Annotated in this window: 24 protein-coding genes and 1 pseudogene; 16 read left to right on the top strand and 9 right to left on the bottom strand. The window is 71.5% G+C overall.

Annotation, left to right across the window (positions count from 1 at the left end; all coding sequences use genetic code 11):
• Positions 1 to 690, top strand: a complete 690-nt coding sequence (rpe, locus tag RUR49_RS09575; protein ID WP_409146125.1) for a ribulose-phosphate 3-epimerase — start codon at positions 1 to 3, stop codon at positions 688 to 690.
• A 56-nt stretch (positions 691 to 746) separates the two neighbouring features.
• Here the strand turns inward: rpe and RUR49_RS09570 are convergent, their stop codons facing one another.
• The 3 genes from RUR49_RS09570 to RUR49_RS09560 all read right to left on the bottom strand — a co-directional run bounded on the left by RUR49_RS09570 (position 747) and on the right by RUR49_RS09560 (position 4,288).
• Positions 747 to 1,952, bottom strand: a complete 1,206-nt coding sequence (locus tag RUR49_RS09570) for a glycerophosphodiester phosphodiesterase family protein (RefSeq protein ID WP_409146374.1) — start codon at positions 1,950 to 1,952, stop codon at positions 747 to 749.
• Positions 1,953 to 2,212: 260 nt separating this feature from the next.
• The gene (locus RUR49_RS09565; protein ID WP_409146124.1) at positions 2,213 to 2,632 is read right to left on the bottom strand and encodes a hypothetical protein; all 420 of its coding nucleotides are present in this window, start codon (positions 2,630 to 2,632) and stop codon (positions 2,213 to 2,215) included.
• A gap of 60 nt (positions 2,633 to 2,692) precedes the next feature.
• Complete coding sequence (locus RUR49_RS09560) at positions 2,693 to 4,288, bottom strand: phosphatase PAP2 family protein (protein ID WP_409146123.1); 1,596 nt, start codon at positions 4,286 to 4,288, stop codon at positions 2,693 to 2,695.
• Between the two features lie 305 nt (positions 4,289 to 4,593).
• On the opposite strand from RUR49_RS09560, the gene RUR49_RS09555 reads away from it, so the two are divergent.
• A complete protein-coding gene (locus tag RUR49_RS09555) occupies positions 4,594 to 5,340 on the top strand; it encodes an alpha/beta hydrolase family protein (protein WP_409146122.1) in 747 nt (248 codons plus the stop codon).
• Positions 5,341 to 5,592: 252 nt separating this feature from the next.
• Here the strand turns inward: RUR49_RS09555 and mdoH are convergent, their stop codons facing one another.
• Positions 5,593 to 7,473, bottom strand: a complete 1,881-nt coding sequence (gene mdoH / locus RUR49_RS09550; protein WP_409146121.1) for a glucans biosynthesis glucosyltransferase MdoH — start codon at positions 7,471 to 7,473, stop codon at positions 5,593 to 5,595.
• Between the two features lie 211 nt (positions 7,474 to 7,684).
• On the opposite strand from mdoH, the gene RUR49_RS09545 reads away from it, so the two are divergent.
• From RUR49_RS09545 to RUR49_RS09530, 4 genes are all read left to right on the top strand, one after another.
• Positions 7,685 to 8,563, top strand: a complete 879-nt coding sequence (locus tag RUR49_RS09545) for a zinc-dependent alcohol dehydrogenase (RefSeq protein ID WP_409146120.1) — start codon at positions 7,685 to 7,687, stop codon at positions 8,561 to 8,563.
• Between the two features lie 74 nt (positions 8,564 to 8,637).
• Complete coding sequence (locus RUR49_RS09540; RefSeq protein WP_409146119.1) at positions 8,638 to 9,045, top strand: 6-pyruvoyl trahydropterin synthase family protein; 408 nt, start codon at positions 8,638 to 8,640, stop codon at positions 9,043 to 9,045.
• Positions 9,046 to 9,286: 241 nt separating this feature from the next.
• Positions 9,287 to 10,093, top strand: a complete 807-nt coding sequence (locus tag RUR49_RS09535; RefSeq protein WP_409146118.1) for a glycosyltransferase family 4 protein — start codon at positions 9,287 to 9,289, stop codon at positions 10,091 to 10,093.
• Positions 10,093 to 11,004 (top strand): SAM-dependent methyltransferase, encoded by a 912-nt coding sequence (locus RUR49_RS09530; RefSeq protein WP_409146117.1) that lies wholly within the window; start codon positions 10,093 to 10,095, stop codon positions 11,002 to 11,004. Before RUR49_RS09535 ends, RUR49_RS09530 begins: the two co-directional genes overlap by 1 nt.
• Before the next feature lie 43 nt (positions 11,005 to 11,047).
• On the opposite strand, the gene RUR49_RS09525 is transcribed toward RUR49_RS09530, so the two are convergent.
• Positions 11,048 to 11,524 (bottom strand): cytochrome b, encoded by a 477-nt coding sequence (locus RUR49_RS09525; RefSeq protein WP_409146373.1) that lies wholly within the window; start codon positions 11,522 to 11,524, stop codon positions 11,048 to 11,050.
• Positions 11,451 to 12,428, bottom strand: a complete 978-nt coding sequence (locus tag RUR49_RS09520; RefSeq protein WP_409146116.1) for a RibD family protein — start codon at positions 12,426 to 12,428, stop codon at positions 11,451 to 11,453. The genes RUR49_RS09525 and RUR49_RS09520 overlap by 74 nt, the downstream gene beginning before the upstream one ends.
• Before the next feature lie 298 nt (positions 12,429 to 12,726).
• On the opposite strand from RUR49_RS09520, the gene RUR49_RS09515 reads away from it, so the two are divergent.
• The 7 genes and pseudogenes from RUR49_RS09515 (at position 12,727) to pqqE (ending at position 18,016) form a co-directional block, all read left to right on the top strand.
• Positions 12,727 to 13,968 (top strand): EAL domain-containing protein, encoded by a 1,242-nt coding sequence (locus RUR49_RS09515; RefSeq protein WP_409146115.1) that lies wholly within the window; start codon positions 12,727 to 12,729, stop codon positions 13,966 to 13,968.
• An 84-nt stretch (positions 13,969 to 14,052) separates the two neighbouring features.
• Entirely contained in the window at positions 14,053 to 14,427 is a 375-nt protein-coding gene (locus tag RUR49_RS09510; protein ID WP_409146114.1) for a hypothetical protein, read from the top strand.
• Between the two features lie 287 nt (positions 14,428 to 14,714).
• Positions 14,715 to 14,792, top strand: a complete 78-nt coding sequence (gene pqqA, locus RUR49_RS09505) for a pyrroloquinoline quinone precursor peptide PqqA (protein WP_409146372.1) — start codon at positions 14,715 to 14,717, stop codon at positions 14,790 to 14,792.
• A gap of 20 nt (positions 14,793 to 14,812) precedes the next feature.
• A pseudogene (gene pqqB / locus RUR49_RS09500) lies at positions 14,813 to 15,751 on the top strand (pyrroloquinoline quinone biosynthesis protein PqqB); the annotation flags it as partial.
• Positions 15,752 to 15,780: 29 nt separating this feature from the next.
• On the top strand, positions 15,781 to 16,599 hold the full coding sequence (gene pqqC, locus RUR49_RS09495; RefSeq protein ID WP_409146113.1) for a pyrroloquinoline-quinone synthase PqqC: 819 nt from the start codon (positions 15,781 to 15,783) through the stop codon (positions 16,597 to 16,599).
• Positions 16,596 to 16,880, top strand: coding sequence for a pyrroloquinoline quinone biosynthesis peptide chaperone PqqD (gene pqqD / locus RUR49_RS09490; RefSeq protein ID WP_409146112.1), 285 nt, complete (start codon positions 16,596 to 16,598; stop codon positions 16,878 to 16,880). Before pqqC ends, pqqD begins: the two co-directional genes overlap by 4 nt.
• 5 nt (positions 16,881 to 16,885) lie before the next feature.
• Positions 16,886 to 18,016: a pyrroloquinoline quinone biosynthesis protein PqqE gene (pqqE, locus tag RUR49_RS09485; protein WP_409146371.1), complete on the top strand. Its 1,131-nt coding sequence runs from the start codon at positions 16,886 to 16,888 to the stop codon at positions 18,014 to 18,016.
• On the opposite strand, the gene RUR49_RS09480 is transcribed toward pqqE, so the two are convergent.
• The gene (locus RUR49_RS09480) at positions 17,995 to 18,672 is read right to left on the bottom strand and encodes a hypothetical protein (protein ID WP_409146111.1); all 678 of its coding nucleotides are present in this window, start codon (positions 18,670 to 18,672) and stop codon (positions 17,995 to 17,997) included. The two genes, pqqE and RUR49_RS09480, sit on opposite strands and share 22 nt — an antisense overlap.
• Before the next feature lie 114 nt (positions 18,673 to 18,786).
• On the opposite strand from RUR49_RS09480, the gene moaB reads away from it, so the two are divergent.
• Positions 18,787 to 19,392, top strand: coding sequence for a molybdenum cofactor biosynthesis protein B (moaB, locus tag RUR49_RS09475; RefSeq protein ID WP_409146110.1), 606 nt, complete (start codon positions 18,787 to 18,789; stop codon positions 19,390 to 19,392).
• Positions 19,393 to 19,416: 24 nt separating this feature from the next.
• Here moaB and RUR49_RS09470 read toward each other — a convergent pair whose 3' ends face one another.
• Positions 19,417 to 20,073 carry a hypothetical protein gene (locus RUR49_RS09470; protein WP_409146109.1) on the bottom strand — a complete coding sequence of 219 codons (657 nt, stop codon included), beginning with the start codon at positions 20,071 to 20,073 and terminating at the stop codon, positions 19,417 to 19,419.
• 261 nt (positions 20,074 to 20,334) lie between these two features.
• On the opposite strand from RUR49_RS09470, the gene RUR49_RS09465 reads away from it, so the two are divergent.
• Both RUR49_RS09465 and RUR49_RS09460 read left to right on the top strand, forming a co-directional pair.
• Positions 20,335 to 21,483 (top strand): PA0069 family radical SAM protein, encoded by a 1,149-nt coding sequence (locus RUR49_RS09465; RefSeq protein ID WP_409146108.1) that lies wholly within the window; start codon positions 20,335 to 20,337, stop codon positions 21,481 to 21,483.
• A gap of 70 nt (positions 21,484 to 21,553) precedes the next feature.
• The gene (locus RUR49_RS09460) at positions 21,554 to 21,970 is read left to right on the top strand and encodes a VOC family protein (protein WP_409146107.1); all 417 of its coding nucleotides are present in this window, start codon (positions 21,554 to 21,556) and stop codon (positions 21,968 to 21,970) included.
• On the opposite strand, the gene RUR49_RS09455 is transcribed toward RUR49_RS09460, so the two are convergent.
• Positions 21,967 to 23,070: a TonB family protein gene (locus RUR49_RS09455; protein WP_409146106.1), complete on the bottom strand. Its 1,104-nt coding sequence runs from the start codon at positions 23,068 to 23,070 to the stop codon at positions 21,967 to 21,969. The genes RUR49_RS09460 and RUR49_RS09455 overlap by 4 nt on opposite strands.
• Positions 23,071 to 23,136 lie beyond the last annotated feature (66 nt).

Genomic DNA, 23,136 nt, shown 5'->3' with positions numbered 1-23,136 from the left:
ATGAGCCAGCAGCCCCTCGTCATCGCCCCGTCGATCCTGTCGGCGGACTTCGCCCGCCTCGGCGAGGAGGTGCGCGCCATCGACGCCGCCGGCGCCGACTGGATCCATGTGGACGTCATGGACGGCCACTTCGTGCCGAACATCACCATCGGGCCGGACGTGGTGAAGGCGCTCCGCCCGCACACGACGAAGCCCTTCGACGTCCACCTGATGATCTCCCCCGTCGACCCCTATCTGGAAGCCTTCGCCAAGGCCGGCGCCGACCACATCATCGCCCACGTCGAATCCTCGCCGCACATCGACCGGACGCTGCAGGAGATCCGCCGGCTCGGCTGCAAGGCCGGCGTCACCCTCTGCCCCGGCACGTCGGAAAGCACGATCGAGTACGTGCTCGACAAGGTCGACCTGGTGCTGGTGATGACGGTGAACCCCGGCTTCGGCGGCCAGTCGTTCCTGCACTCGCAGCTGCCGAAGATCCGCCGCATCCGCCAGATGATCGGCGACCGGCCGATCCGCATCGAGATCGACGGCGGCGTCAACCCGGAGACGGCGCGCCTCTGCGCGGAGGCCGGCGCCGACAGCCTCGTCGCCGGCTCCGCCGTCTTCAAGGGCGGCACGCCGGAGGCCTATGCCGCGAACATCGCGGCGATCCGCGCCGGCGGCGAAGCGGCGATGCGAGAGGCGGCGTGATCGGCGCCGCATGAGGCTGGCGCGCCGGACGAACCGGCGCGCCTTGGTGGCTTCGATCAGTCCACATCCATGCAGTTGGCGTAGTAGGTGACGGTCGCCGCCCAGTCGGAGAAGACGCCGCGGACGCCGACGTCCTTCGCCAGCACGTCGAGCAGCACGTAGGTGTCGCCGCTCCCCTTGATGGCGTCCTTGACGCTCTGGAAATAGTAGCCGCCGCCGTCGGCGAGGGTGCCGGAGCGCTCCAGCGTCCAGGTGATGATGTCGAGGCCGGCCTCCTTCGCCGCCCTGGCGTAGGCGGACGGGACGATCTTGCCCGCGCCATCGAGCGTCACCAGCACATGCAGCGGCGGCGCGATGATCTCGACGCCCTGGTCGACGAGCTCCTGCATCGTCGGCTTCCAGCTCTCGGGCTTCATCGCGTCGAAGCCGGGGAGCGTCTCGTCACGATCGTCGAGGAACACGCCCTGCGCGCCGAACGCCGGCTCGGCCTTCAGCCAGTAGAGCACGTCGCGCAGCTGGAAGGACTGGGCGAAGACGTCGGCAGGTTCGATGCCGGCCGCCTTGTACTCGTCGATCATCTGCTGGGCGTAGGCGTCCTGGGTGTAGTCGCCGTCGAAGGGCATCGGCACGCTCGGCGCCTTCAGCTCCGGCGTGAACTGCACGCCGAGGTCGGAAAACAGCGCGATGCTCTCGGCGTGCGTCATCAGCGTGCCGGTCGAGGCGTAGAGGTCGGTGCGCCACCCGGCGGTGCCCTTCATGTAGTCGGCCGCGGTGGTGGCATCGGCGTTGGCGCCGTCCATCTTGCCGCGCAGCGACTGGAACTCGGCGAGCGTCAGGTCGCTGGTGCAGCACTGCGCCTCGGCCTTCCTGCCCGTCGCAGGGTCGGCCGGCGTGAACGGCTTCGAGCACTTCGCGGCGAGCTCGGGCCGCGCCAGGATGTCGGTGGAGGTGTGCAGGTCGCACTGGGAGTGGCGGCAGACGAGCTGGCGGTCCTTGGTGAAGGTGACGTCGCACTCGAGGATACCGGCCCCCATGCGCGCGGCGGCGAGATAGCTCTCGTGGGTGTGCTCGGGAAACTGCAGCGGCGCGCCGCGGTGGCCGATCGAGAAGCGCGACGGCGTGAACGGCCCGGCCGCGCAGGCGGCGAGCGTCTGCTTCAGATCGCTCTCGGCCATCTGGTCGACGAGATAAAACGGCCGCGGGCCGAGCTGGGCGGTGTCGACGCCCTGAGCGCGCACCTCGACGGAAGTGCCGCTGGTCATCGTCACCACCAGGCAAGCGGCGAATGCTGCTCCCGAAATCCTCCGGTTCATGTCGATGCCTCTCGCGCGATCGGTGCCCCAGGGTGGGCAGCGTCCGGCGATTGAAGCAGTTGCAGGCGAAGCTGCGATGTCAGCGGAGGGGAAAAAAGCTACCGGCCGTTACGGTTCCTGTGCGTGCGGCTGGCGCGTCAGCCACCGCGGTCGTCCACAATCGATCTGGCAGGACTTGTTGTCGTTCGCTATCCGCGCCTGCCGCGGTGTCAGGAAGCTTCCTCGGCGTCAAAAATCCAGCCGCGGCAGTTCGACAGCGTGCCGCGCATCATGCTGAGGTCGTCCGTGCCGTAGGCATGCAGGTGGTAGCGGCCGTCCTTCAGCGTCAGAACGGCCCTGCTGTCGTGCTCGCCGAGCACCGGGAACGGCTTGGCATCCGGGGGATGCTTCTCCAGGAGCGTGAACTCCCACGTGTCGCCCTCGTGGGCAAGGAGTTGGCCGTAGATCCGGTTGTTGGCGGCGAAGGTGTTGATAGGGCTGCCGAACAAGCCGGTGTCGGCGATGGTGATCTGTTCGCCCTGGACATCGACGACAATGATTTCGTCTCCCAGATAATGCAGCGCAGTGTCCGGGGTCTTGCACTCGGAGAACGACAGATCATTCTTCATCCTGATCGGGAAGCGGTCCATGGTGCCCTCGATGGGGTGATCGCGGAGGCCCGCGGCTGATGATATCGCAGGCCGCGCCGGCTAGAGCGCGGCAGCCGGCCCGCGCTTGGCGGTGGCGATCTTGTCGACGAGGTCGAGACCGAGGCGGATGCCCTCGACGGCATCCATCCGCCAGTGAACGCCGAGATAGACGCGGCTCACCGCGTTCTCGTGGATCGCCTGGGCGAGCGTCAGGGTGCGGCGGTGCAGCGGGCGGATAGAGCCGTCCGGATCGCACTGGTTGCCGTCGTACTCGTCCGAGATGACCTCGAAGGTGAAGTCCTCCGCCGGTCCCTTGCCGAAGTTTTCGAGCAGGCGGCGCGCCACCTCGAAGGTGACGGTGCCGAAGGTCGCGTGGCCGGACGGATAGGCCGGGAACGGCGGCGTGCGGTTCTCGAGGCCCTTGCCGGAAAGGCGGGTCTTCGTGTTCGTCTGCGGCGCCCCGAGCGGCGCCCAGTGGGCGTCGCCGGTGGCCAGCGTCTCCGACTCCGGCTTCTGAGCGAGCCAGGCGTAGATCGGCCCCTGGTTCACAGTACTCGTTGGCAGGGCTGCGCCCGTAAAGGTCGCGGCCGAAGGGCGCTGCTTTGAACCCTTGGCCACGAGCCGGTCGGCGCCGAAGCCAATATCGGCCTCGCGCACGCCCGTGACGGGCCGGGCGACATGGAACTTGTACTTCTCCTCCCAGGCCGCGATGCCGGCATCCGCCATCGCGAGGTTCGCCGCCGCGAACAGGACGGCGTTCTGGGCGGTGGAGAGTCTGGCCTTCTTGGAGATGGCGTCGAGGCACTGGTTGTAGAGCCGCGGCGGCACGCCGAGGTTGCGCACGCCGTCATAGCCCCAGAAGACGCCGATGAGCGTCTGCTCTGGCGTACGCTTGAGACCGGCCGTGCCGAACGCAGCGCCTGATTCCTTCACCTCCGCGAGTTCGGCCGGCCAGCCGTCCGCGTTCAGGTAGTCGCCGATGGCGTCCCGCCCGAGCGGCGGCACGAAGCCGTCAAAGACATCCTTGGGGTCGTAGCCGCCGAAGGGGGTCACCTTGCCCCACGTCACGCCGAGAATGTTCTGCTCGGGTGCGTAAGGATCGGGCTTGAAGGCGCCGCGGACCGGCATCGGACGGTAGAGGCGCTCGCCGAGGTGCGAGCCGTCCTCCGCCCGGTCGTCGACGTGTCGGCGCCCGACGCGGGCGCCGAAGGCGAGGCCATCCTCGATCGCGGCCCAGCTGGCCGGCGGCTTCGGGGGAACGGCGCCGCCGTCCGGCTGCAGCAGCAGCAGCCGGAACTCGGTGAGCTTCTGGTCGGCGAGCGTGCCGCCGAACAAGAGTTGGATGGCCGTCGCGGCGGCCCCGGCTACAGCGGCGGCCGCCGATGCGCCGACAGGGGGTGCCGGAAGGCCGGTGAGGTACGCCGGCAGGAGCGGCCCACCGACGGAGATCGGCGAGACCGCATGGAGGGCGTCGTACATCGCGATGTAGACGATCGCCAGCGCCCGCGAGGTGCGCGTCGGACCGCCCTGCATCGGCATCAGGGTCTGCCGATCCATCGGCGTTCCCGTCTCGTCGTCGCCGCGCTCGTCGTCGAACGTGTAGTCGCGCCGATGCGCCTCGAGCGCCACGTCACTCCAGAAAAGGATCGGATCCATCGCCATGCCCCCACGACCTGTGCGTGCATGATGCAACCACCAATGAAATTTACAAGAGAATTCTTCTCAGGATACTTCTCAAAGTTGTGATCGCGAGGACGGAAGGTCCTGGGGCCGCGCGGGGGCGAGCCACTGCGGGCCGGAGGCCCGCGCGCCTGCTTGCGCGTCGGCGCTGCAGCGGCCGCAGGACCGCCGGTCGTCATCAGGAATGTCGCTTCGCGCCATCAGCACTCGTCATTTCCGCGCCCCCGCGCAGCGCCCTAGGTTTCCGTCGGCAAAAGCCTGGCGCACAGAAGGAAACGGCCGTGGCCGCAGAGACCTTGTCCCTCACCGAGGCCGGCGCCAGTCCGCAGCCGGCGATCCTGCACCGCACCGCGCTCGGCGGCCGGCGGCCGGGCGTCGTCATCGGGCCGGGCGGGCTGCAGAAGGGTGATCCGGCCGGGCTGACGTGGCTCGGGGAGCGGCTGGCGACCGCGGGATACAACGCGCTGGCGATCAGCTATCGCGCCGCTTTCGCGATCGACGATCCCAAAGACTACGCCCTCGGGCTGCAGCGGCTGCTGGCCGAGACCGACACCGATCCGGCGCGCGTCTTCCTCGTCGGCCATTCGCGCGGCGGCATGGGGGCGCTGCGCACAGCCGGGCTGGACCCTCGGTTCGCCGGCGTCGTCGCGTGGGGGGCACCGAGCACGTTCAAGCGGGAGGTGGAGGGGGTGGAGGGCTATGCCGCCGGCCGCTACGCCCGACTCTGCCAGTGGGTCGGTGGCACGCCGGCGGAGATGCCGGAGCGCTACGAGACGGTGCAGGCGATCAGCTATGCCGACCGCATCCGCCAGCCCGTCTACCTGCTGCACGGCGCCGCCGACCTGCACGCCCCGCCTGAGGCCTCAAAGGCGATGGCAGCCGCGCTCCAGGCTGCGAGCAACCCCGACGTGACGCTCGAGGTTCTGCCGGAGTACGGCCACTACTGGGAGCGCCACTTCAAGCCGCACGACTTCGACGGCATCGCCGCGCGGACCATCGCCTGGCTCGATGCCCGCAGCGGGGGGTGAGAGGGCCGACGGGAGAGCAACGACCGGGCGCCGTACTCTCCTCGGTGGCGGGTGAACGTTGCGGGTCCAACCCCTCCCCGTCATGGCCCGGCTTGACCGAACCATCCCTCCACCCAGAGACGGCGGACGTCTGCACTCGCGATGGATCGCGCGGTCAATCACCCGGTCAAGCCGGGTGAGGGCGATGACGGATCGAGGGAGTGGAGTGCGAATGGGTTCGCAGCAGGCCTACCAGCGCCGAACGGCTGAACTTCAAGCCGCCAGCCGTTCCTCCAGCCGCTCGCCGGCCTCGGCGGCTTCCGCGGCCACCAGCGTCGCGTCGGGCGTGAATTCCTCGGGGATGGCGCACAGCCCCCGTGCCGCGAGCCAGCGGCCGAAGGCGGGCGAGGCGGTGGCGACCGCGAAGGCCGGGGCGCCGATCAGGCCGGCGAGCATCGGCGCGGCCCACGGCAGCACGCCCGGCATCACCGCACCGAGCAGGCCCGCCACGGCGAGACCGAAGACCACCTGCGGCCACAGGCCCTTGAAGGCGTGCGCCCAGCTGAGGCGATAGCCGTCGCGCTTCTGGCCGTCCCAGCCGACGCGGCGGCCGAAGGCGAGGCCGATCATGAAGATGGCGTCGGCAAGCGCCACCGCGGGCGCCATCAGCGTCGAGGCGACGAGCTCGATCAGACCCCCGGCGACGAGGCGGGCGCCGCCGCCATAGCGCGCCCGCTCCTGGCGGCGCACGAGGATGTCGGCGAGCCCGGCGATCTTCGGCGTCAGGCTCATGACGAAGATCACCACGAAGAAGGAGATGCCGAAGGCCACCGGGAACGGCTCGGTGGTGGCGGGCTCCAGCACCTTCACCGCGCTCGCCAGGATGAAGGCGACCCAGCCGGCTGCGCCCATGTACATCAGGATCGCCAGCAGCACCTGCAGGCGGCTGACCGGCAACAGGCCGGGCATGCCGAGCAGCTTGAAGTACTGCATGTTGCCCTGGCACCAGCGCAGGTCGCGCTTCAGGAAGTCCGGCAGCGCCGGCGGGTTCTCCTCGAAGCTGCCGCCCTCGCGGGCGAGCACGCGCACCTCGTAGCCGGCGCGGCGCATCATCGCCGCCTCGATCTGGTCGTGCGACAGCACCGGTCCGCCGAGCGGCGGCCGACCCGGCAGCACCGGCAGCTTGCAGTGCTCGCGGAAGGCGTCGATGCGGATCGCGGCGTTGTGGCCCCAGTAAGGACCGCAGTCGGCGTGCCACCAGGCGCTGCCGGTGGTGTAGCTGCGCATGCCGTGGCGCATGCCGAACTGGAAGATGCGGGCAAAGCCGCTCTCGGCCGGGCGGCCGACGACGAGGCTCTGCAGGATGCCGAGGCGCGGCGTCGCCTGCATGACGCGCACGAGCTCGAGCATCGCGTCGGCCGACATCAGGCTGTCGGCGTCGAGCGTGATCATGAAGGTGAACTCGTCGCCGGCGTGGTCGACGAATTCGCGGATGTTGCCGGCCTTGAAGCCGGCGTTGTCGGTGCGGCGGCGGTAACGGACGGAGCCCGAATGGCGGGCGCTCGCGGCGAGACGGTGCGCGGCCGCCTCCTCGGCGGCGATGATCTCGCACTTCGAGGAATCCGAGAGGACGACGGCGACGAAGCGCTCGCCCCAGGGCGTCGCGTCGAGCGCACGGCGCATCACCGAGAGCCGGGCGAAGACGGCGTCGGGGTCCTCGTTGCGGATGCAGAGTGCCAGCGCGACCTTGGCAGTGATCGGGTCGTCCGGGTGGGCCCGCGACAGGAACGGCGCGACTGCCGCCATCGGGTCGCGCGAGCCATGCAGGATCGCAAAGCCGATGACGGCGTTCCAGAAGCCGATCACTGTCCACGGCGTCGAGAGCAGGAAGGTCGCCAGCAGCACATAGTCGAGCACCGACCAGCCGCCGTGGCCGAGCAGCACCGACAGACCGGCGGTCAGCGCCGCAAGCGTGCCGAGCACCAGCGTCGCCATGATCAGGCGGCGGCGGGCGACGACGACCCGCGGCTGCAGGCCGGCCGGCGTCCACGTCGGGTCGGCGGGGACCTCCGACAGGGTGGCGCCGTGGACGTCATGGGACGCACCGTCGTGGCGCAACGGGCGCGACGGCCTATAACCGGGAGCGGTCGACATCTCGGGGGTTATCGTCCTGTGGGTGGTATTCGACTTGGGATCGAACGCGAGGACCATGATGGGCGAACACTCCGCGACGCAAGGGCCTGACACGCGGGCGGTCGACGGTCCGCCCCGGCGAGCACTTGCCCGCGCCCTTTGGTACGTCGCACCGGGCCGGGTGGACCTGTGGGAGGAGTCCGTCGCCCCCCTCGGGGCGGGTGAAGCGCGCGTGCGGACCACCTTCAGCGGCGTCAGCCGCGGCACGGAGCGGCTCATTCTCTCGGGTCGCGTGCCGGTCTCGGAGCACGCCCGCATGCGGGCGCCGGCGCAGCAGGGCGCCTTCCCGTTTCCGGTGAAATATGGCTATGCCGCCGTCGGCACGGTGGAGGACGGCCCGGACGATCTCGCCGGCCGCACCGTCTTCGCGCTGGTTCCTCACGCAGACGTGTTCACCGCCCCCGTCGATGCGCTGGTGCCGGTGCCCGGCGGCATTCCGCCGCGCCGCGCCGTACTCGCCGCCAACATGGAGACGGCGCTCAACGGCGTCTGGGACGGGGCCGTCGGACCCGGCGACCGTGTCGCGGTGGTCGGCGCCGGCATGGTCGGGTGTCTGGTCGCGAGCCTCGTCGCGCGGATCGCCGGCACTGAGGTGACGCTGGTCGACGTGCTGCCGGAGCGCGCCGCCGTCGCCGCGGCGCTCGGCTGCCGCTTCGCCATGCCGGAGGACTGCCCCGGCGATTGCGACGTCGTCTTCCACGCCTCCGCGTCAGCGCCCGGGCTCGCCACCGCCATCGCCGCCGCCGGCACCGAGGCCGCGATCGTCGAGATGTCGTGGTACGGCGAGGGCACCGTGGCGGCCCCGCTCGGCGGCGCCTTCCATTCGCAACGCCTGCGGCTCGTCGGCTCGCAGGTCGGCAGCGTGTCGCCGTCGCGGCGGCCACGGTGGAGCTACCGCCGGCGGCTCGAGAAGGCCCTCGCCCTGCTCGACGACCCGCGCCTCGACGTGCTGCTCGACACAGAGATCGCCTTCGCCGACCTGCCGCGGCTCTTACCGGCGGCGCTCGCTGCCGGTGGTTGCGCGCTCGGCATCGTCGTCCGCTACGACTGACGCCGCACGACCTTCGATCCGACCCGGTCGCGGCCGCGTATGCCGCCGACCCCACGAAAACGGGAGACGAATCCATGTATGCCGTCGAAGTTCGCGACCACATGATGATCGCGCACAGCCTGCCGGATCCGGTGTTCGGTCCCGCCCAAGGCCTGCACGGGGCGACATTCGTCGTCGACGTCGCCTTCTTCCGCCCGACCCTGACGGAGCACGGCTTCGTCGTCGACATCGGCCGGGCGACCGATGTGCTGAAGGAGACCATGAGCCGGCTAAGCTATCGCAACCTCGACGACGTGCCGGAGCTCGCGGGGAAGTTGACGACGACCGAGTTCCTCTGCCGCTGGGTGTTCGATCGCATGGTCGAGGCGGCACGCGACGGTCGCCTGGGGCCGGGTTCCGACGGCCTTGATTCGATCCGGGTGACGCTGCACGAGTCCCACGTGGCGCGCGCCTGGTTCGAGGGTCCGGTGGCGAATGCCTGAGCTTTTCCTGATGGTTCCGGGTGACCCCGAAACCGTCACCGGAGGCTACGCCTACGACCGGGCCCTGGTCGCGTCGCTGTGCCGCCGGGGCTGGTCGGCCCGCATCATCCCCCTGCCCGCAGACTTTCCTGACCCGGCTAACGATTCGATCGATTCGACCCTCGATTCAATCGTTGGGGCTCCGCCTGAGGGTCTGATCCTCGTCGATGGGCTCGCGTTTGGAGCCCTCCCGGCGGATCGGTTGCGGGCTCTTCGGCGGCCGGTGACGGCCCTCGTGCACCACCCGCTGGCGCTCGAGGGCGGCCGCAGCGCCGAGCAGGCCGCTGCCGTTGCCGCCACTGAGCGTGCCGCGCTGGCGACCGCCGCTGCCGTCGTCGCCACCAGCCCCGCCACGGCGCGGGCGCTCGCGGCCGACTACGGCGTTCCCGCGCACCGCCTGACGGTCGCCCTCCCCGGCACCGACCCGCTGCCGCCGGCTGTCGGCACGGGCGCCGTGCCGACGATCCTGACGGTGGCGACGATCACCCCGCGCAAGGGCCACGGCACCCTCGTCGCCGCCTTGGACCGGATTCGAGACCACTCGTGGCGGGCGGTGTTCGTCGGCGACGACGGCCGCGACCCAGCGTGCGCGGCGGCGCTCCGGCGCGAGATCGCGGAGCGCGGCCTCACGGAGCGGATCGCGCTCACCGGCGCGGTGACGCCGCTGGCGCTGCTCGACCACTATCTCGACGCCGACCTCTTCGCCCTCGTCTCCACTCACGAGGGCTACGGCATGGCTTTCGCCGAGGCGCTATCAGCAGGGCTGCCGATCATCGCCGGCGACGGCGGTGCCGTGCGCGACACCGTTCCCGCCGACGCCGGCCTGCTGGTGCCGCCCGGCGATGTCGAGGCTACCGCCGCGGCGCTCGCCCGCCTCCTCGACGACCCGGCGCTGCGGAAACGGACCGCGGCGGCGGCGCGGCGGGCGGGTGCGGCGCTGCCGACGTGGGACGATACGGCGGCGGCAGTCGAAGCGGCATTGGCCCCCCTCCTGGCGAAGGCATCCTGATGACCGGATTTTCGAGCGACTGGCTGGCGCTGCGCGAGCCGGCAGACGGGGCGGCACGCAGCCCCGCCCTCGTCGCCTCCGTCGCGACTTTCGCGACTGGCTCCAAGTCCTTGACGGTGCTGGATCTCGGAGCAGGCACGGGCTCGACGCTGCGGGCGCTGGCACCGCATCTGCCGACGGCGCAGCGATGGGTGCTGGTGGATCACGACGCCTCGCTGGTGGCAGCGGGGAAGCGGATTCTGAGCGAATGGGCGGAGACGACCCGGCCGGCGGACCGAGCGGACGACACCAGCACCCCTGACCGTGCCGGTCGCGACCATGACGGCGCCGATGCGGGTGGTGACGGCGGTCTGACGCTGCGCGTCGGCACGCGGCCCGTCTTCGTTTCGTGGCGACAGGCCGATCTCGCCCTGGCCGACTGGCCGTCCCTGCTCGCGGACGTCGACCTCGTCACAGCCTCGGCACTCTTCGACCTCGTCTCCGAAGCCTTCATCGAGTGCTTCGCCGACGCGGTGGCGCAGGCCGGGGCGGCGGTCTATGTCGCCCTCGACGTCGACGGCACCAGCACCTGGTCGCCGCCCCATCAAGACGACGCCGCTGTCGCGGCCGCCTTCCGCCGCCACCAGGGCATCGACAAGGGGTTTGGGCCGGCGCTCGGGCCGGAGGCGACGGCGGTGCTGACGCGGGCGCTGACGGGCCGCGGCTATGCCGTGCGGACGGAGAAGAGCCCGTGGCAGCTCGGACCGGAACACGCCGCGCTGATCACCGCGCTGGCGGAAGGCTGGGCCGACGCCGCCCGCGCGGCCGGGCTCGACGAGGACGTCGTCCAACGCTGGCTCGCCGCCCGCCGCACGGCGTCGGGCTGCGTCATCGGTCACACGGACCTGTTCGCGACACCCCCGCCCCGCTGAGGGGCGAGAACCTCGCGCGCGGACCCTGCCCGCTCCCGCGGCCTCAGCCGGCCGAGGGCAGCATCCGCGCCAGCACGCCATCGTGGCGGACGAAGCGGTGATAGAGCGCGGCGGCGATGTGGATGATCACCAGTCCGCCCATGATCAGCCCGGCGGTCGCGTGCCAGCCGAGCAGCATGTTCGCCAGCGCCTCGTTCTTGTCGACGATTGCCGGCAACTGGAACAGCCAGAAGACGGTGATCGGCGCGCCATAGGCCGAGGTGCCGACCCAGCCGACGATCGGCATCGCGAGCAGGAACAGATAGAGCAGCCAGTGAACGGCATGCGACAGGCCGATCTGCCAGCGTGGTAGCCCCGGCTCAGGCGGCGGTGCGCCCGCAAACAGCCGGTAGGGCAGCCGGATCAGGACGAGAAGCAGGATCAGCGCGCCAAAGGAGCGATGGAGGTCATACAGCGTGTTCTGGACCGGCCCGCTCGGCACGTTGTTCATCGCGAGCGCGAGCGGGATCGCGCAGATCACCGCGATCGCCGTCAGCCAGTGCAGCAGGCGGGCGGTGGGCGAGTAGACGGTGACTGTCATCGTCCTCTCCTGCAGGGGCGACCGCACGGGCCGCCGCGAGATCGCAATCGAACAGCACGTCGCCGTCGGCGAGCACGTGCACGCGGGTCGGCGGTCGCAGGGCGTCGGTGAGGGCGGAGATCTCCGGCAGGCGCAGGCCCTCAGTGCCCGAGCCGATGATGAGCGGCGCCACGGTGACGTAGAGGCGGTCGACGGCTCCGGCGGCGATGAAGCCGGACACCGTCTGCGCGCCGCCCTCGACGAGGATGCGCTTCAGCCCGCGCGCCGCCAGCGCCGCCACGACGGCGTGCGGGTCAAGGCGACCGTCGGCACCGGCGGGGACCGGCACGATGCGCTCGCAGGCAGTGACGCCGGGGCCGGCGCGACGGACCACCAGCACCGGCGGACCGCCGTCGGCGAGACAGCGCATCGTCGACGGAAGCCGGCCGGACGGATCGAGCACGACGCGCACCGGGCTTTCGCCGGCGCAGTGGCGGACGGTGAGTTGCGGATCGTCGGCGACCGCGGTGCCGATACCGACCAGCACGGCGTCGACGAGGGCCCGCAAGCGGTGCAGGTGCGTCAGCGCCTCGGGTCCGGAAATGTAGTGCGAGGAGCCGGTGACGGTGGCAATGCGGCCGTCGAGGGACTGGCCGAGCTGGGCGACGACGAACGGTGCGGTCGTGGCGGCACGCGCCAGCGGACCATAGATGCGATCGAGTGCCCGGCAGGCATTGGGAAGCCGCGAACCCGACCGCACGGCGTCGAGGTAGAGCCGCCACGGATCCGCCGGCCGACGCGCAGCCGCGGGGCGGCGCGGCTCGCCTGCGTCCCTCGGCCAGTGTGGCGGCGCGATCGTGTGCAACGGCTCCTCCCGGTTGGTGCCTACCCGACACGATACGCACCACACCCTGCCTTGGTTCAGTTCCAAACGGAACGGTCTGCGGGAGAAACCGCAAAGAATCTTGAGGCCGCTGCATCTGGCGCAAGCTTCGCGGCGTACAGGCGTCTGTTCGATCCCACGGAGGGGCCGGGAACGTTCGGTGGGGGGAGTTTGTTGCGGTGTTGTGCGGGGCTGCACGCGTGAACAGTCTGCCCGACAGGACCGATCGTGCCGTCCGACTTGCACCGCCACCCTCCCCCTTCTTCCCGCGGACAGAGCCATGAAGATCTCCAGCGACGACCTCACCGGCCTCATCGCCACGACAATCCCCGGCGATCGCGATGCGACCGGCATGGTCAAGCGGGCCCTGCAGGTGATGCGACGGCATCTCGGCCTGCAGGTCGCCTACGTGTCGGAGTTCGTCGACGGGCAGTCAGTGTTCCGGGAAGTCGACGCCCCGGGTCTCGAGGATCTGATCAAGCCGGGGGACTCGCGCTCCCTCGACGACGTCTACTGCCGGCACATCCTCGCCGGTCGCCTGCCGGAACTCATTCCCGACACCTCCCGCGAACCGGTCGCGATGGCGATGCCGATCACGGCCGCCGTGCCGATCGGCGCGCACGTGAGCGTGCCGATCCGCCTGTCGGATGGCGAGGTCTACGGGATGTTCTGCTGCCTCGGCCCGAATGCCGACACCTCCCTCAACCGCCGCGACCTGCAGATGATGCGGGCTTTCGCCGATCTAGCCGCCTTCGAAATCGACCGGCAGCGGCAGCGCGCGATCGCGGCGGCGGAACGGTCCGCGCAAGTCCAGGCGATGATCGACGGCGACGGGTTCTTCATCGTCCACCAGCCGATCTGCGCCCTGCCCGGCCGTGACATCGTCGGCTACGAGTGCCTCTCGCGTTTTTCCGGAGCGCCCCAGCGCACGCCGGACGTCTGGTTCGCCGAGGCCGACGAGGTCGGGCTTCGCGAGGCGCTGGAGATCGCCGCGGTTCGCAAGGCGCTGGATAGCGCCGGATGGCTACCGGCGGGCACCTACCTGTCGATCAACGCCTCGCCCGCAACGATACGCGGCGACGCATTTCAAGCCTTGCTCACTGTCGCGCCGGCCGACCGGGTCGTCGTCGAGCTCACCGAGTACGCCACCGTCGACGATTACGACGCCTTGTCGGAGGCGCTGCGGCCACTGCGGGCGCGCGGCGTCCGCCTCGCGGTCGACGACGCCGGGGCGGGCTATGCGAGCATGCAGCACATCCTCCAGCTGCGCCCCGACATCATCAAGCTCGACATGAACCTGACGCGCGACATCGACAGCGATCCCGCCCGCCGGGCACTCGCGACGGCGCTGATCGCCTTCGCCCACGACGTCGGCAGCGTCATCGTCGCCGAAGGTGTCGAGACGGAGGGTGAACTCCGGGTCCTGCAGGCGCTCGGCGCCGACACCGTGCAGGGCTATCTCGTCGGCCGGCCGCAGCCGCTTTCAGCGCCGGTCGAGGAGACGCAGGCGAGCGCAGCGTAACGGCGGCCGCACTTGCCTCCGTGCAACTTTGCGCCTCCGGCAGGGTTTTCTTCCCGCGGGGCCACACGCACGGAGGAAACAATCATGCGCAAGACGATCCTGACGGCCGCCGCGACGGCCGCCCTTCTCGCCTTCGGCGCCGCCTCGGCGAACGCCGACTGCGCGACCAACTCGGCCGGCATCTCCAAGGACGGCAGCCTGGCGCCGCTGCAGCAGCCGGCGGATGGCAGCGCCGACGCCGGGAGCTCCGGCACGACCACCGGTCCGGCGAGCGAGCAGGCGAACGCCGCGGGCGGGGTCTCCAAGGACGGCTCCAACATGCCGATGGCGAGCGAACCGGGTGGCGGCACCGATGTCGCGACGTCGGGGCAGGACGTGCAGCGCCAGCAGGACGGCCAGCCGACCGCGGCCGCCGAGGGCCAGGACCACGCTGCGGCCAGCAACCAGACGAGCTGCTGAGGCATCGTAATCCGCTCGATGTGTGCCGTCGGCCGGCGCGGCCAGCTCGGCCTCGCCGGCCGCCTGCGCCATGGCGATTCCTCGGGCAAATCCGGGAGCGCTAGCCAGAGTGCTGTGTTGCGGACACCCGACATCCACGTCTGCCGAATATAATAATAACTCTCTTATTCAAGAGCAATACTTCCCGGCGTCGACTCTTTATTGTTCCCGTCTCCGAAGACTCGTGTTAGCTTTCTTGCGTCCGCGAATGTTCGCGGACGCAAGAAGCGCATCGAGAGGAGACGACTATGGCCTGGAAGGCTCCGAAGCTCGTGGAAATCTGCGTCGGCCTCGAAATCAACGGCTACATGCCGCCCGAGTACTGACGAAGACAAGGCACAACGCCATGCGCGAAGGCGCTCAGCCGGTGGCCGACCGCCTTCGCGCGATCGTCCTCGGGGCAGCGGCCGGTGGCGGCTACCCGCAATGGAACTGCCGCTGCTCCGTCTGCGCCCTCGCCTGGGACGGCGACCCGCGGGTGAAGCCGCGGACGCAGTCGAGCCTCGCCATCAGTGCCGACGGCCGCAACTGGGTGCTGCTCAACGCCTCGCCGGACCTCGGCACGCAGGTCCGCGCGACGCTGGCGCTGCATCCGCGACGCGGCGGCGAAGGCGGCCGCGACACTCCGATCCGTGCGGTGGTGCTGACGAACGGCGACGTCGATCACGTCGCGGGCCTGCTGACGCTGCGCGAGAAAGCACCGCTCACGGTGTTTGCGACGGCTGAGACACGAGCGGCCGTGAGCGCCAACCCGCTGTTCGGCGTGCTCGATCCGGCTCTGGTGGCGTGGCGGGAGATCGTCGTCGGACGTCCCTTCGAACCGCTGCCCGGCCTCACCGTCGAGGCGTTCACAGTCCCTGGCAAGGTCCCGCTCTATCTCGAGGGGGCGACAGTAGAAATCGGCACGGAGACGGGCTCGACCATCGGCCTCTCGGTGCGGTGCGCCGGCGTCCGGCTCGACTATGTGCCGGGCTGCGCCGCCGTGACGCCGGCGCTCGCCCGCCGGCTCGCCGGCGCCGATGCGCTGCTCTTCGACGGCACCGTCTTCCACGACGACGAGATGCCGGCGGCGGGCGTCGGCACGAAAACCGGCCGGCGCATGGGGCACCTGCCGGTCGGCGGGGCGGACGGTTCGCTGAAGGCTCTCGCCGGCGTGCCGGCGGGCCGCAAGGTCTTCGTCCACATCAACAACACCAACCCGATGCTCGTCGACGGCTCGCCCGAACGCCGCGCGGTGGAAGCCGCCGGCTGGACGGTTGCCGAGGACGGCACGGAGATCGCGCTGCCGGTGCGCGGCGCCCGGGAGGACACGTCATGGCCATCGCCGCCCGACACGCCGACCCCCGCGATGCGGCCCCCGTCGCCGACCTCTTCGCCGTCGACGACGACAGCCCGCTGACGCCGGAGGGCCTCGAGGAGCGCCTGCGGGCGCTCGGGGCGGCGCGCTACCACGACCGCCACCCGTTCCACCGCCTGCTGCACGATGGCGCCCTCGACCGCGGCCAGGTGCAGGCGTGGGCGCTCAACCGCTACGCCTACCAGGCGGCGATCCCGCGCAAGGACGCGGCGATCGTCTCCCGCCTGGAAGATCCGGCGCTCCGGCGTGCCTGGCGACAGCGCATCGTCGACCACGACGGCGAGCGCGAGGGCGAAGGCGGCATCGCCCGCTGGCTGAAGCTCACCGACGGCCTCGGCCTCGACCGGGATTACGTCACCACTGGCGCGGGGCTGCTGCCCGCGACGCGCTTCGCCGTCGAGGCCTACGTCACCTTCTGCCGCGAACGGCCGCTCTTGGAGGCGATCGCCTCGTCGCTGACCGAGATGTTCGCGCCGGGCATCATCCGCAGCCGCGTCGCCGGCATGCTCGCCGGCTACGACTTCGTCTCGCAGGAGACGCTCGCCTATTTCGGCCAGCGCCTGACCCAGGCGCCGCGCGACGCCGACTTCGCGCTGGCCTACGTCAAGGCGCACGCCCTGACGGCGGAGAAGCAGCGCGCCGTGATCGCGGCGCTCGGCTTCAAGTGCGACGTGCTGTGGGCGCAGCTCGACGCCCTGTACTTCGCCTATGTGGCGCCGCGACTGCCGCCGCCGGGCGCCTTCGTTCCAGACACCGCGGCGGGAGGCCCGCGATGACCGCGGGGGATCCGGCAGCCACCTGCCGGCCGCGGCTGCCGCGCGGCGTGCGGCTGCACCATGACCAGGTGCGCGGCGGCTGGACGATCCTCGCTCCCGAGCGGGTGCTGGAGACCGACGCGGTGGGCGCCGAGATCCTGAAGCGCTGCGACGGGGTCGCGACGCTTTCCGAGATTGTCGACGACCTCGCGCTCGCCTTCGACGCCGACCGGGCCGACATCGAGCGCGACGTGCGCGCCTTCCTCGCCGACCTCGCCGAGAAGCGGATGCTGGAGCCATGAGCGCGATGGACGCCCCCGCCCTCGCGCCGTCGGCGCTCGCCACGCCTGCGCCCCCCGCACCGATCGGGCTCCTCGCCGAGCTCACCCACCGCTGCCCGCTGAAGTGCCCCTACTGCTCGAACCCGCTGGAGCTCGAGCGGCGCGCCGGCGAGCTCGATACCGAGACCTGGAAGCGGGTGCTGTCGGAGGCGGCGGCCCTCGGCGTGCTGCAGGTGCATCTGTCCGGCGGCGAGCCGACGGCGCGGCGCGACATCGTCGAGATCACCCGCCACTGCGCCGAGACGGGTCTCTACTCGAACCTCATCACCTCCGGCGTCGGCCTGCGGCCGGGATTGCTGGAGGCGCTGTCGGATGCCGGCCTCGACCACGTGCAGCTCTCGGTGCAGGCGGCGGACGCGGCGGTGGCCGACGACATCGGCGGGCTGGCGGGCGCCCACGCCATCAAGCTCGCCTTCGCGGAGAGGGTGGTGGCGCTCGGGCTGCCGCTCACGGTGAACGCCGTCATCCACCGCGCGAACATCGCGGCGATCGGCGACCTGGTCGAGCTGGCGCTTCAGATCGGTGCGAAGCGGCTCGAGATCGCCCACGTGCAGTACTACGGCTGGGCCTTCGCCAACCGGGCCTCGCTGATGCCGGGCCGCGACGCCGTGCTGCGGGCGATGGCGGTGGTCGACGCGGCGCGGGTGCGGCTGAAGGGCCGGCTCGTGATCGACGCGGTGCTGCCGGACTACTACGCCCGCCTGCCGAAGGCCTGCGTCGGTGGCTGGGGACGGCGGTCGATCAACGTCACGCCCACCGGCAAGGTGCTCCCGTGCCACGCGGCGGAGACGATCCCGGGGCTCGACTTCTGGTCGGTGCGCGAGCACGCGCTTGCCGAAATCTGGGCGCGCTCGCCGGCGTTCGAGGCCTTCCGCGGCACGGCCTGGATGAAGGAGCCGTGCCGGACGTGCGAGCGGCGGGAGATCGACTTCGGCGGCTGCCGCTGCCAGGCGCTCGCCTTTGCCGGCGACGCCGCGGCGACCGACCCCGCCTGCCACCGCTCGCCGCTGCATGGACAGCTCATCGCGATCGCCGAGGCGGACGCCCGCGCCGAGGCGCCGTACCGTTACCGCAGCTACTCGACCGCGCCGGTCTGAGGGGATCGCACCGGGCCGACGCGGATGGCGGTGGCGATCAGCACGTAGAGCACGATGGCGTTGAAGACGTGCCAGAGGAAGTGCGTGCCGATCGGCACAAGGGCACACAGCGGCCCGTCGACAGTGCGGGCGATCAGCGACACGGCGAAGACCGCCCCGGCGGCGATCAGCCCCTCGCCGGCCGGATGGCGGCGGGTGGCGAGGTAGCCGCCGAGCCCGACGAGGGCGATGAGTGCCGGCACGTAGCCGGCCGAGGAGCCGACGAGCCCGCCGAGGCTGCGCGAGATCAGCACCGAGGCGGCGAAGAAGCCGATGGTGGCGAGCACCCCGCCGACGATCCCGAGCCGGAGATAGCGCCGCATCGCCAGGAAGAAGTAGCCGTAGATGAAGATCGCGATCGGGATGACGTCGGCGAGCGAGGCCCCGACGGTGGCGACGGTGTGAAAGGCGAAGGACCCGAGCCCGACGGCGAAGGCGACGAGGATCAGCGCCAGCGCCGGCCCGTCGCCGCGACCGCGGCGCAGCCAGAGGCTGAGCGCCGCCAGCGCGGCGATGATGAAGGCGGCATTGGTGACGGCGTTGAGTGGCTCGGACCACAGGCTCGCGTCGACACGCTCGCAGTAGGCGTCGATCGGCCGCCGGAGCTCTTCCCACACGCGCGTCTCTCCCCCGGCGGACCACCGGACCGCGAATCGCCCCGCCCTTTCCCCTCAGCCGTCGCCATCCTACCTTGAGGGCAACGCGGCGGGACAGGCGGAACGGAGACGCAGATGGACGCGAAGGCAACCGCGGACGGTGGATGCGCCGCTGCATCCACGGCCACCTCCGGCGGGGCGACGGCCGAGCGGCCGTTCGTGCCGGTGACGATCGCCGTCCTCACCGTCTCCGACACCCGCTCGCTCGCCGAGGACCGTTCCGGCGACACGCTCGCCGCCCGTATCGCCGACGCCGGCCACCGCCTCGCCGACCGCGCCGTGGTGACGGACGATATCGAGGCGATCCGCGCACGCGTGCAGGGCTGGGTGGGCACCGTCGACGTGGTGATCACCACCGGCGGCACCGGCTTCACCGGCCGCGACGTCACGCCGGAGGCGCTGGAGCCCTTGTTCGAGAAGCGCATGGACGGCTTCTCGGCGGTGTTCCACCGCATCTCCTACGACAAGATCGGCACGTCCACCCTGCAGTCGCGCGCCACCGCCGGGCTGATCGGGACGACGTTCGTCTTCTGCCTGCCCGGCTCGCCCGGCGCCTGCCGCGACGCCTGGGACGGCATCCTCGAGCGCCAGCTCGACTACCGGCACCGGCCGTGCAATTTCGTCGAGATCATGCCGCGGCTGGACGAGCACCTGAAGCGTGGCAAGGCGCGCCAGGGCTGACGCCCCCACGCTGATCCCGATGGATCAGGCGGCGCGGCGGGCGACGACGGCGGCCGGCAGGCGGAGCGCCAACCCGGCGAGGCCGAGGCGCTGGCCCTCGGCGGTGCGCCGATCGAGCAGCGCGCGCGTGCGCAGCACCGACAGCCTGCGGGCGCCGAGGCGCAGCAGCAGGTCCTGCTCGGCATAGCCGGCATCGTCGCGATGGCCGCCGAGCTTGGCATAGAGCCGGCGCGACACCAGTAGGCCCTGCTGCGGCGCGGCGAGCCCGAGAAGCGCTCCCCCGAGCCCGGCCCGCCATTCCGACAGCCGAGCGCCGAGCCCCGGCTCGTCGAGAGCAAAGCGGAACACGGCGGCCCGCTCCTGTGCGCCAGGGCGGTCGAGGTAAGCACCGACCTCGCGGTGCCAGCCGGGCTCGAGCACTGCCCCCGGCCGCAGGAACATCAGGAAGCGGTGGCCGCGCCCGGCCTCGACGCCCCGCCGCAGCCGCGCTCCCAGTGGGCCGGACGCGGTGACGAGCGTGCAGCCGGCCGCATCGGCGACGATCGCCGTGCCGTCGGCCGAGCCGGCATCGACGACGACGACGTCCCCCACCACGCCGTCGGCGGCGCCGGGTACCAGCGCGGCGAGCGTACGGGCGAGCGGCTCCTCGCAATCCTGCGTGGCGATGACGACGGTCAGCATCCCTGCCCTTCTAGCACAAAGATGCCGCCCCGGGACCGCCGGCGACAATCGTTTGCACCGTGAGGCGGGCCGAGCGGCGCGGCGCGACGCCGCGGCAGGCGCGGGCGGCACAAGCGTGAGCCAGCAGCGGACCAAACGGGATTCGGGCACCACCCTCTTTGTTCTTGCTTCGTTCCGAGCGCGATGTTAACGCTTTGTTCTCATCGCCCCGCCGTCCGCGCCGATGCGGCGGGCCGAACCTCAGGATCGCCGAGCTTGCCCATGAGCACGACCGCCCTCGCCCGCCCGAACGACCGCTTCGATCCCGCCGCACCCGGCAGCCGCGACGCGCGTGCCGGCATCGGTGTTGCCGAGCACCGCCGTCGCGGGCGCGGTGCCGGTCTCAATCCGGTCGGGCGGTTCGAGCCGCATGCCCGCGAAACCGTCGACGACGGCTGGGAGAGCCTCGCCGAGCTGCCGCCGCTGCGCACCGAGGTGCGCGAGGAGCGGGCGCGCTCGCTGATCACCCGCAACACCTCGCCGGATATCGGCTTCGACCGCTCGGCGAACCCCTACCGGGGCTGCGAGCACGGCTGCATCTACTGCTTCGCCCGCCCCGACCACGCTTTCGTCGGCCTGTCGCCGGGGGTCGACTTCGAGACGCGGCTGTTCGCCAAGTCGAACGCGGTGGAGGCTCTGGAGCGTGACCTCGCCGCCCCCGGCTACCAGCCGAAGCCGATCGCCATCGGCACGGCGACGGACCCCTACCAGCCGATCGAGCGGGAGCGGAAGCTGACGCGCGGCGTGCTGGAGGTGCTCGAACGCACCGGCCATCCGGCGGTCATCGTGACGAAGTCGGCGCTGGTCGTGCGCGATCTCGACATCCTGTCGCGCATGGCGGCGCGCGGCCTCGTCAAGGTGGCGGTGTCGGTGACGACGCTCGACCGCCGGCTCGCCCGCTCGATGGAGCCGCGCGCGGCGACGCCGGCCAAGCGCCTGGAGGCGATCACCGCGCTCTCGCAGGCCGGGGTGCCGGTGGCGGTGCTAATGGCGCCGGTGATTCCGGCCCTGAACGACGCCGAGGTCGAGCGCGTGCTGGAGGCGGCAGCCGCAGCCGGCGCTACCGAGGCCGGCTACGTCGTGCTGCGCCTGCCGCTCGAGGTGGCGGACCTGTTCAAGGAGTGGCTCGCGCGTGACCATCCCGACCGCTACCGCCACGTCATGTCGATCCTCCGGGCGATGCGCGGCGGCAAAGACTATGACGCCACCTTCGGCAAGCGGATGACCGGAACCGGCCCCTATGCCTGGGCGCTCGGCCGCCGCTTCGAGCTCGCGGCGAAGCGGCTCGGCCTCAACAAGCAGAAGCACCGCCCGCGCACCGACCTGTTCGAGCCGCCGGTGCCGGTCGGCGGCCAGCTCAGCCTGTTCTGAGACGGCGTGCCGGCGCCACGGAGGCGGCGAGCGACGGCGGGAATACAGAGGACCATCGATGGACCAGCGCATGAGCCTGCTCACCCTCGGCGTCGACGACGTCGCCCGTGCCACCGCCTTCTACGAGCGCCTCGGCTGGCGGCGCTCGTCGGAATCGACCGCCTCCACCGCCTTCTTCGACCTCGGCGGGCCGGTGCTCGCCTTGTGGAGCCGCGCCGCGCTGGCGGAGGATGCCGGCCTGCCGCCACCGTCGGAGCAGGCATTCGGCGGCGTCGCGCTCGCCCTCAACCTCGGGAGCCGCGAGGCGGTGGACGCTACGCTTGCCGAGGTGGCGGCGGCGGGTGGCCAGCTGACGCGGGCGGCGGCCGAGACCTTCTGGGGCGGCTACACCGGCTATTTCGCCGACCCCGACGGCCACCTCTGGGAGATCGCCTTCAACCCCCACTGGCCGCTCGACGCCAACGGCCGGGTTCGGCTGCCCGGCTAGTTGTTCACCCTGAGGCCGATCGTCCAGTTGAAGCTCGCCTGAGTGAGGTCTGCCGGTGCGGCGGGAAAGGGGCTCGCCCGCTTCACCGCCTGGAGGATCGCCCGGTCGATCGCCGGATTGCCGGAGGTGGTCGCGATGTCGACGCTCGTGAGGGTGCCGTTGCGGTTGAAGGCGAGGCGCACGGCGGCCCGCCCCCTGCCGCTGTGCTGCATCCGGCGGACCTCCCGCTCGATGTCGGCACGGACCTTCGCCTGGTACTGCTTCAGGGCGTCGGCGACCGGTCCTCCGCCGGCAGCGCGCGGTGCCGAGGCGGCGGACTGCGGACGGGCACCGGCCTTCGGCGTGTCCGCGGCCGGTCCGGCGGGCTTCCTCGCCGCCGGCGTCTCGGCAGTCTTGCGCTGGCTCGTCGGCGCGGCGGGCTTCTGCGGCTTCGCCGCCGCCGTCTTGCGGTCGGGCGTCTTCGCCTGGGTGGCCGCCGGTTGCGGGCGTTCGGCGGGTGGCGGCACGTCCGGCTTCACCCGCGGCAGGGCGACCGGACCCGGCAAGGTGACGGCGGCATCCGGCACCACCGGCGCGGCCTCGGGCGGCGGTTCGGCCGCGGCGGCCTCCGCTGGCGCAACCGGCGCCGCCTCTGCCGTCTCGACCGGCGGCAGTGCCTCGGCAGCGACCGGAGCGGCGGTTTCCGGCGGCACCGCCTCGGCGGCGATGGCGTCGGCGGGGCGCACGGTCGGGACCGGCGGTGGTGGTGCCGTCTCGGGCGGCAGTTGCTCGCTGGCGGCGAGCGGCGCCTCGATGGGCTCGGGGGCTTCCGGCGCGATGTCCGGCACCGTCGAGCCGCCAATCGCCTGCGCCTCCGGCAGCGGCACCGACTGGGCGGCCGACGGCGGCAGATCGACCGCGGCGACCGCGTCCGGAAGCACCGGCGCCGGCGGCAGATCGATCATGGCGATCGGCTCGGCCGCCTCGACCGGACCCGTCGCGGGCTCTGACTGCAAGAGCGCCAGGCCGACGGCGAGGTGGGCGGCGAGCACGATGGCGAACGCGAGCGCCCAGACGAGGCTGTCGCGCGGCGGCAGTCCCGTCGGAGGCGCCGGGGCCATGGTCGCCGTCGCGCTCATCGCGGCGACAACCCGGTCGCAGGCCGCACCGGAAGGCGGGACCCTCGC

The organism is Pseudoxanthobacter sp. M-2 (assembly GCF_046156265.1).
GTDB lineage: Bacteria > Pseudomonadota > Alphaproteobacteria > Rhizobiales > Segnochrobactraceae > CAMDHY01.
The sequence above is the reverse complement of the archived record's forward strand: the minus strand, read 5'-3'. Positions and strand labels throughout refer to the sequence as shown.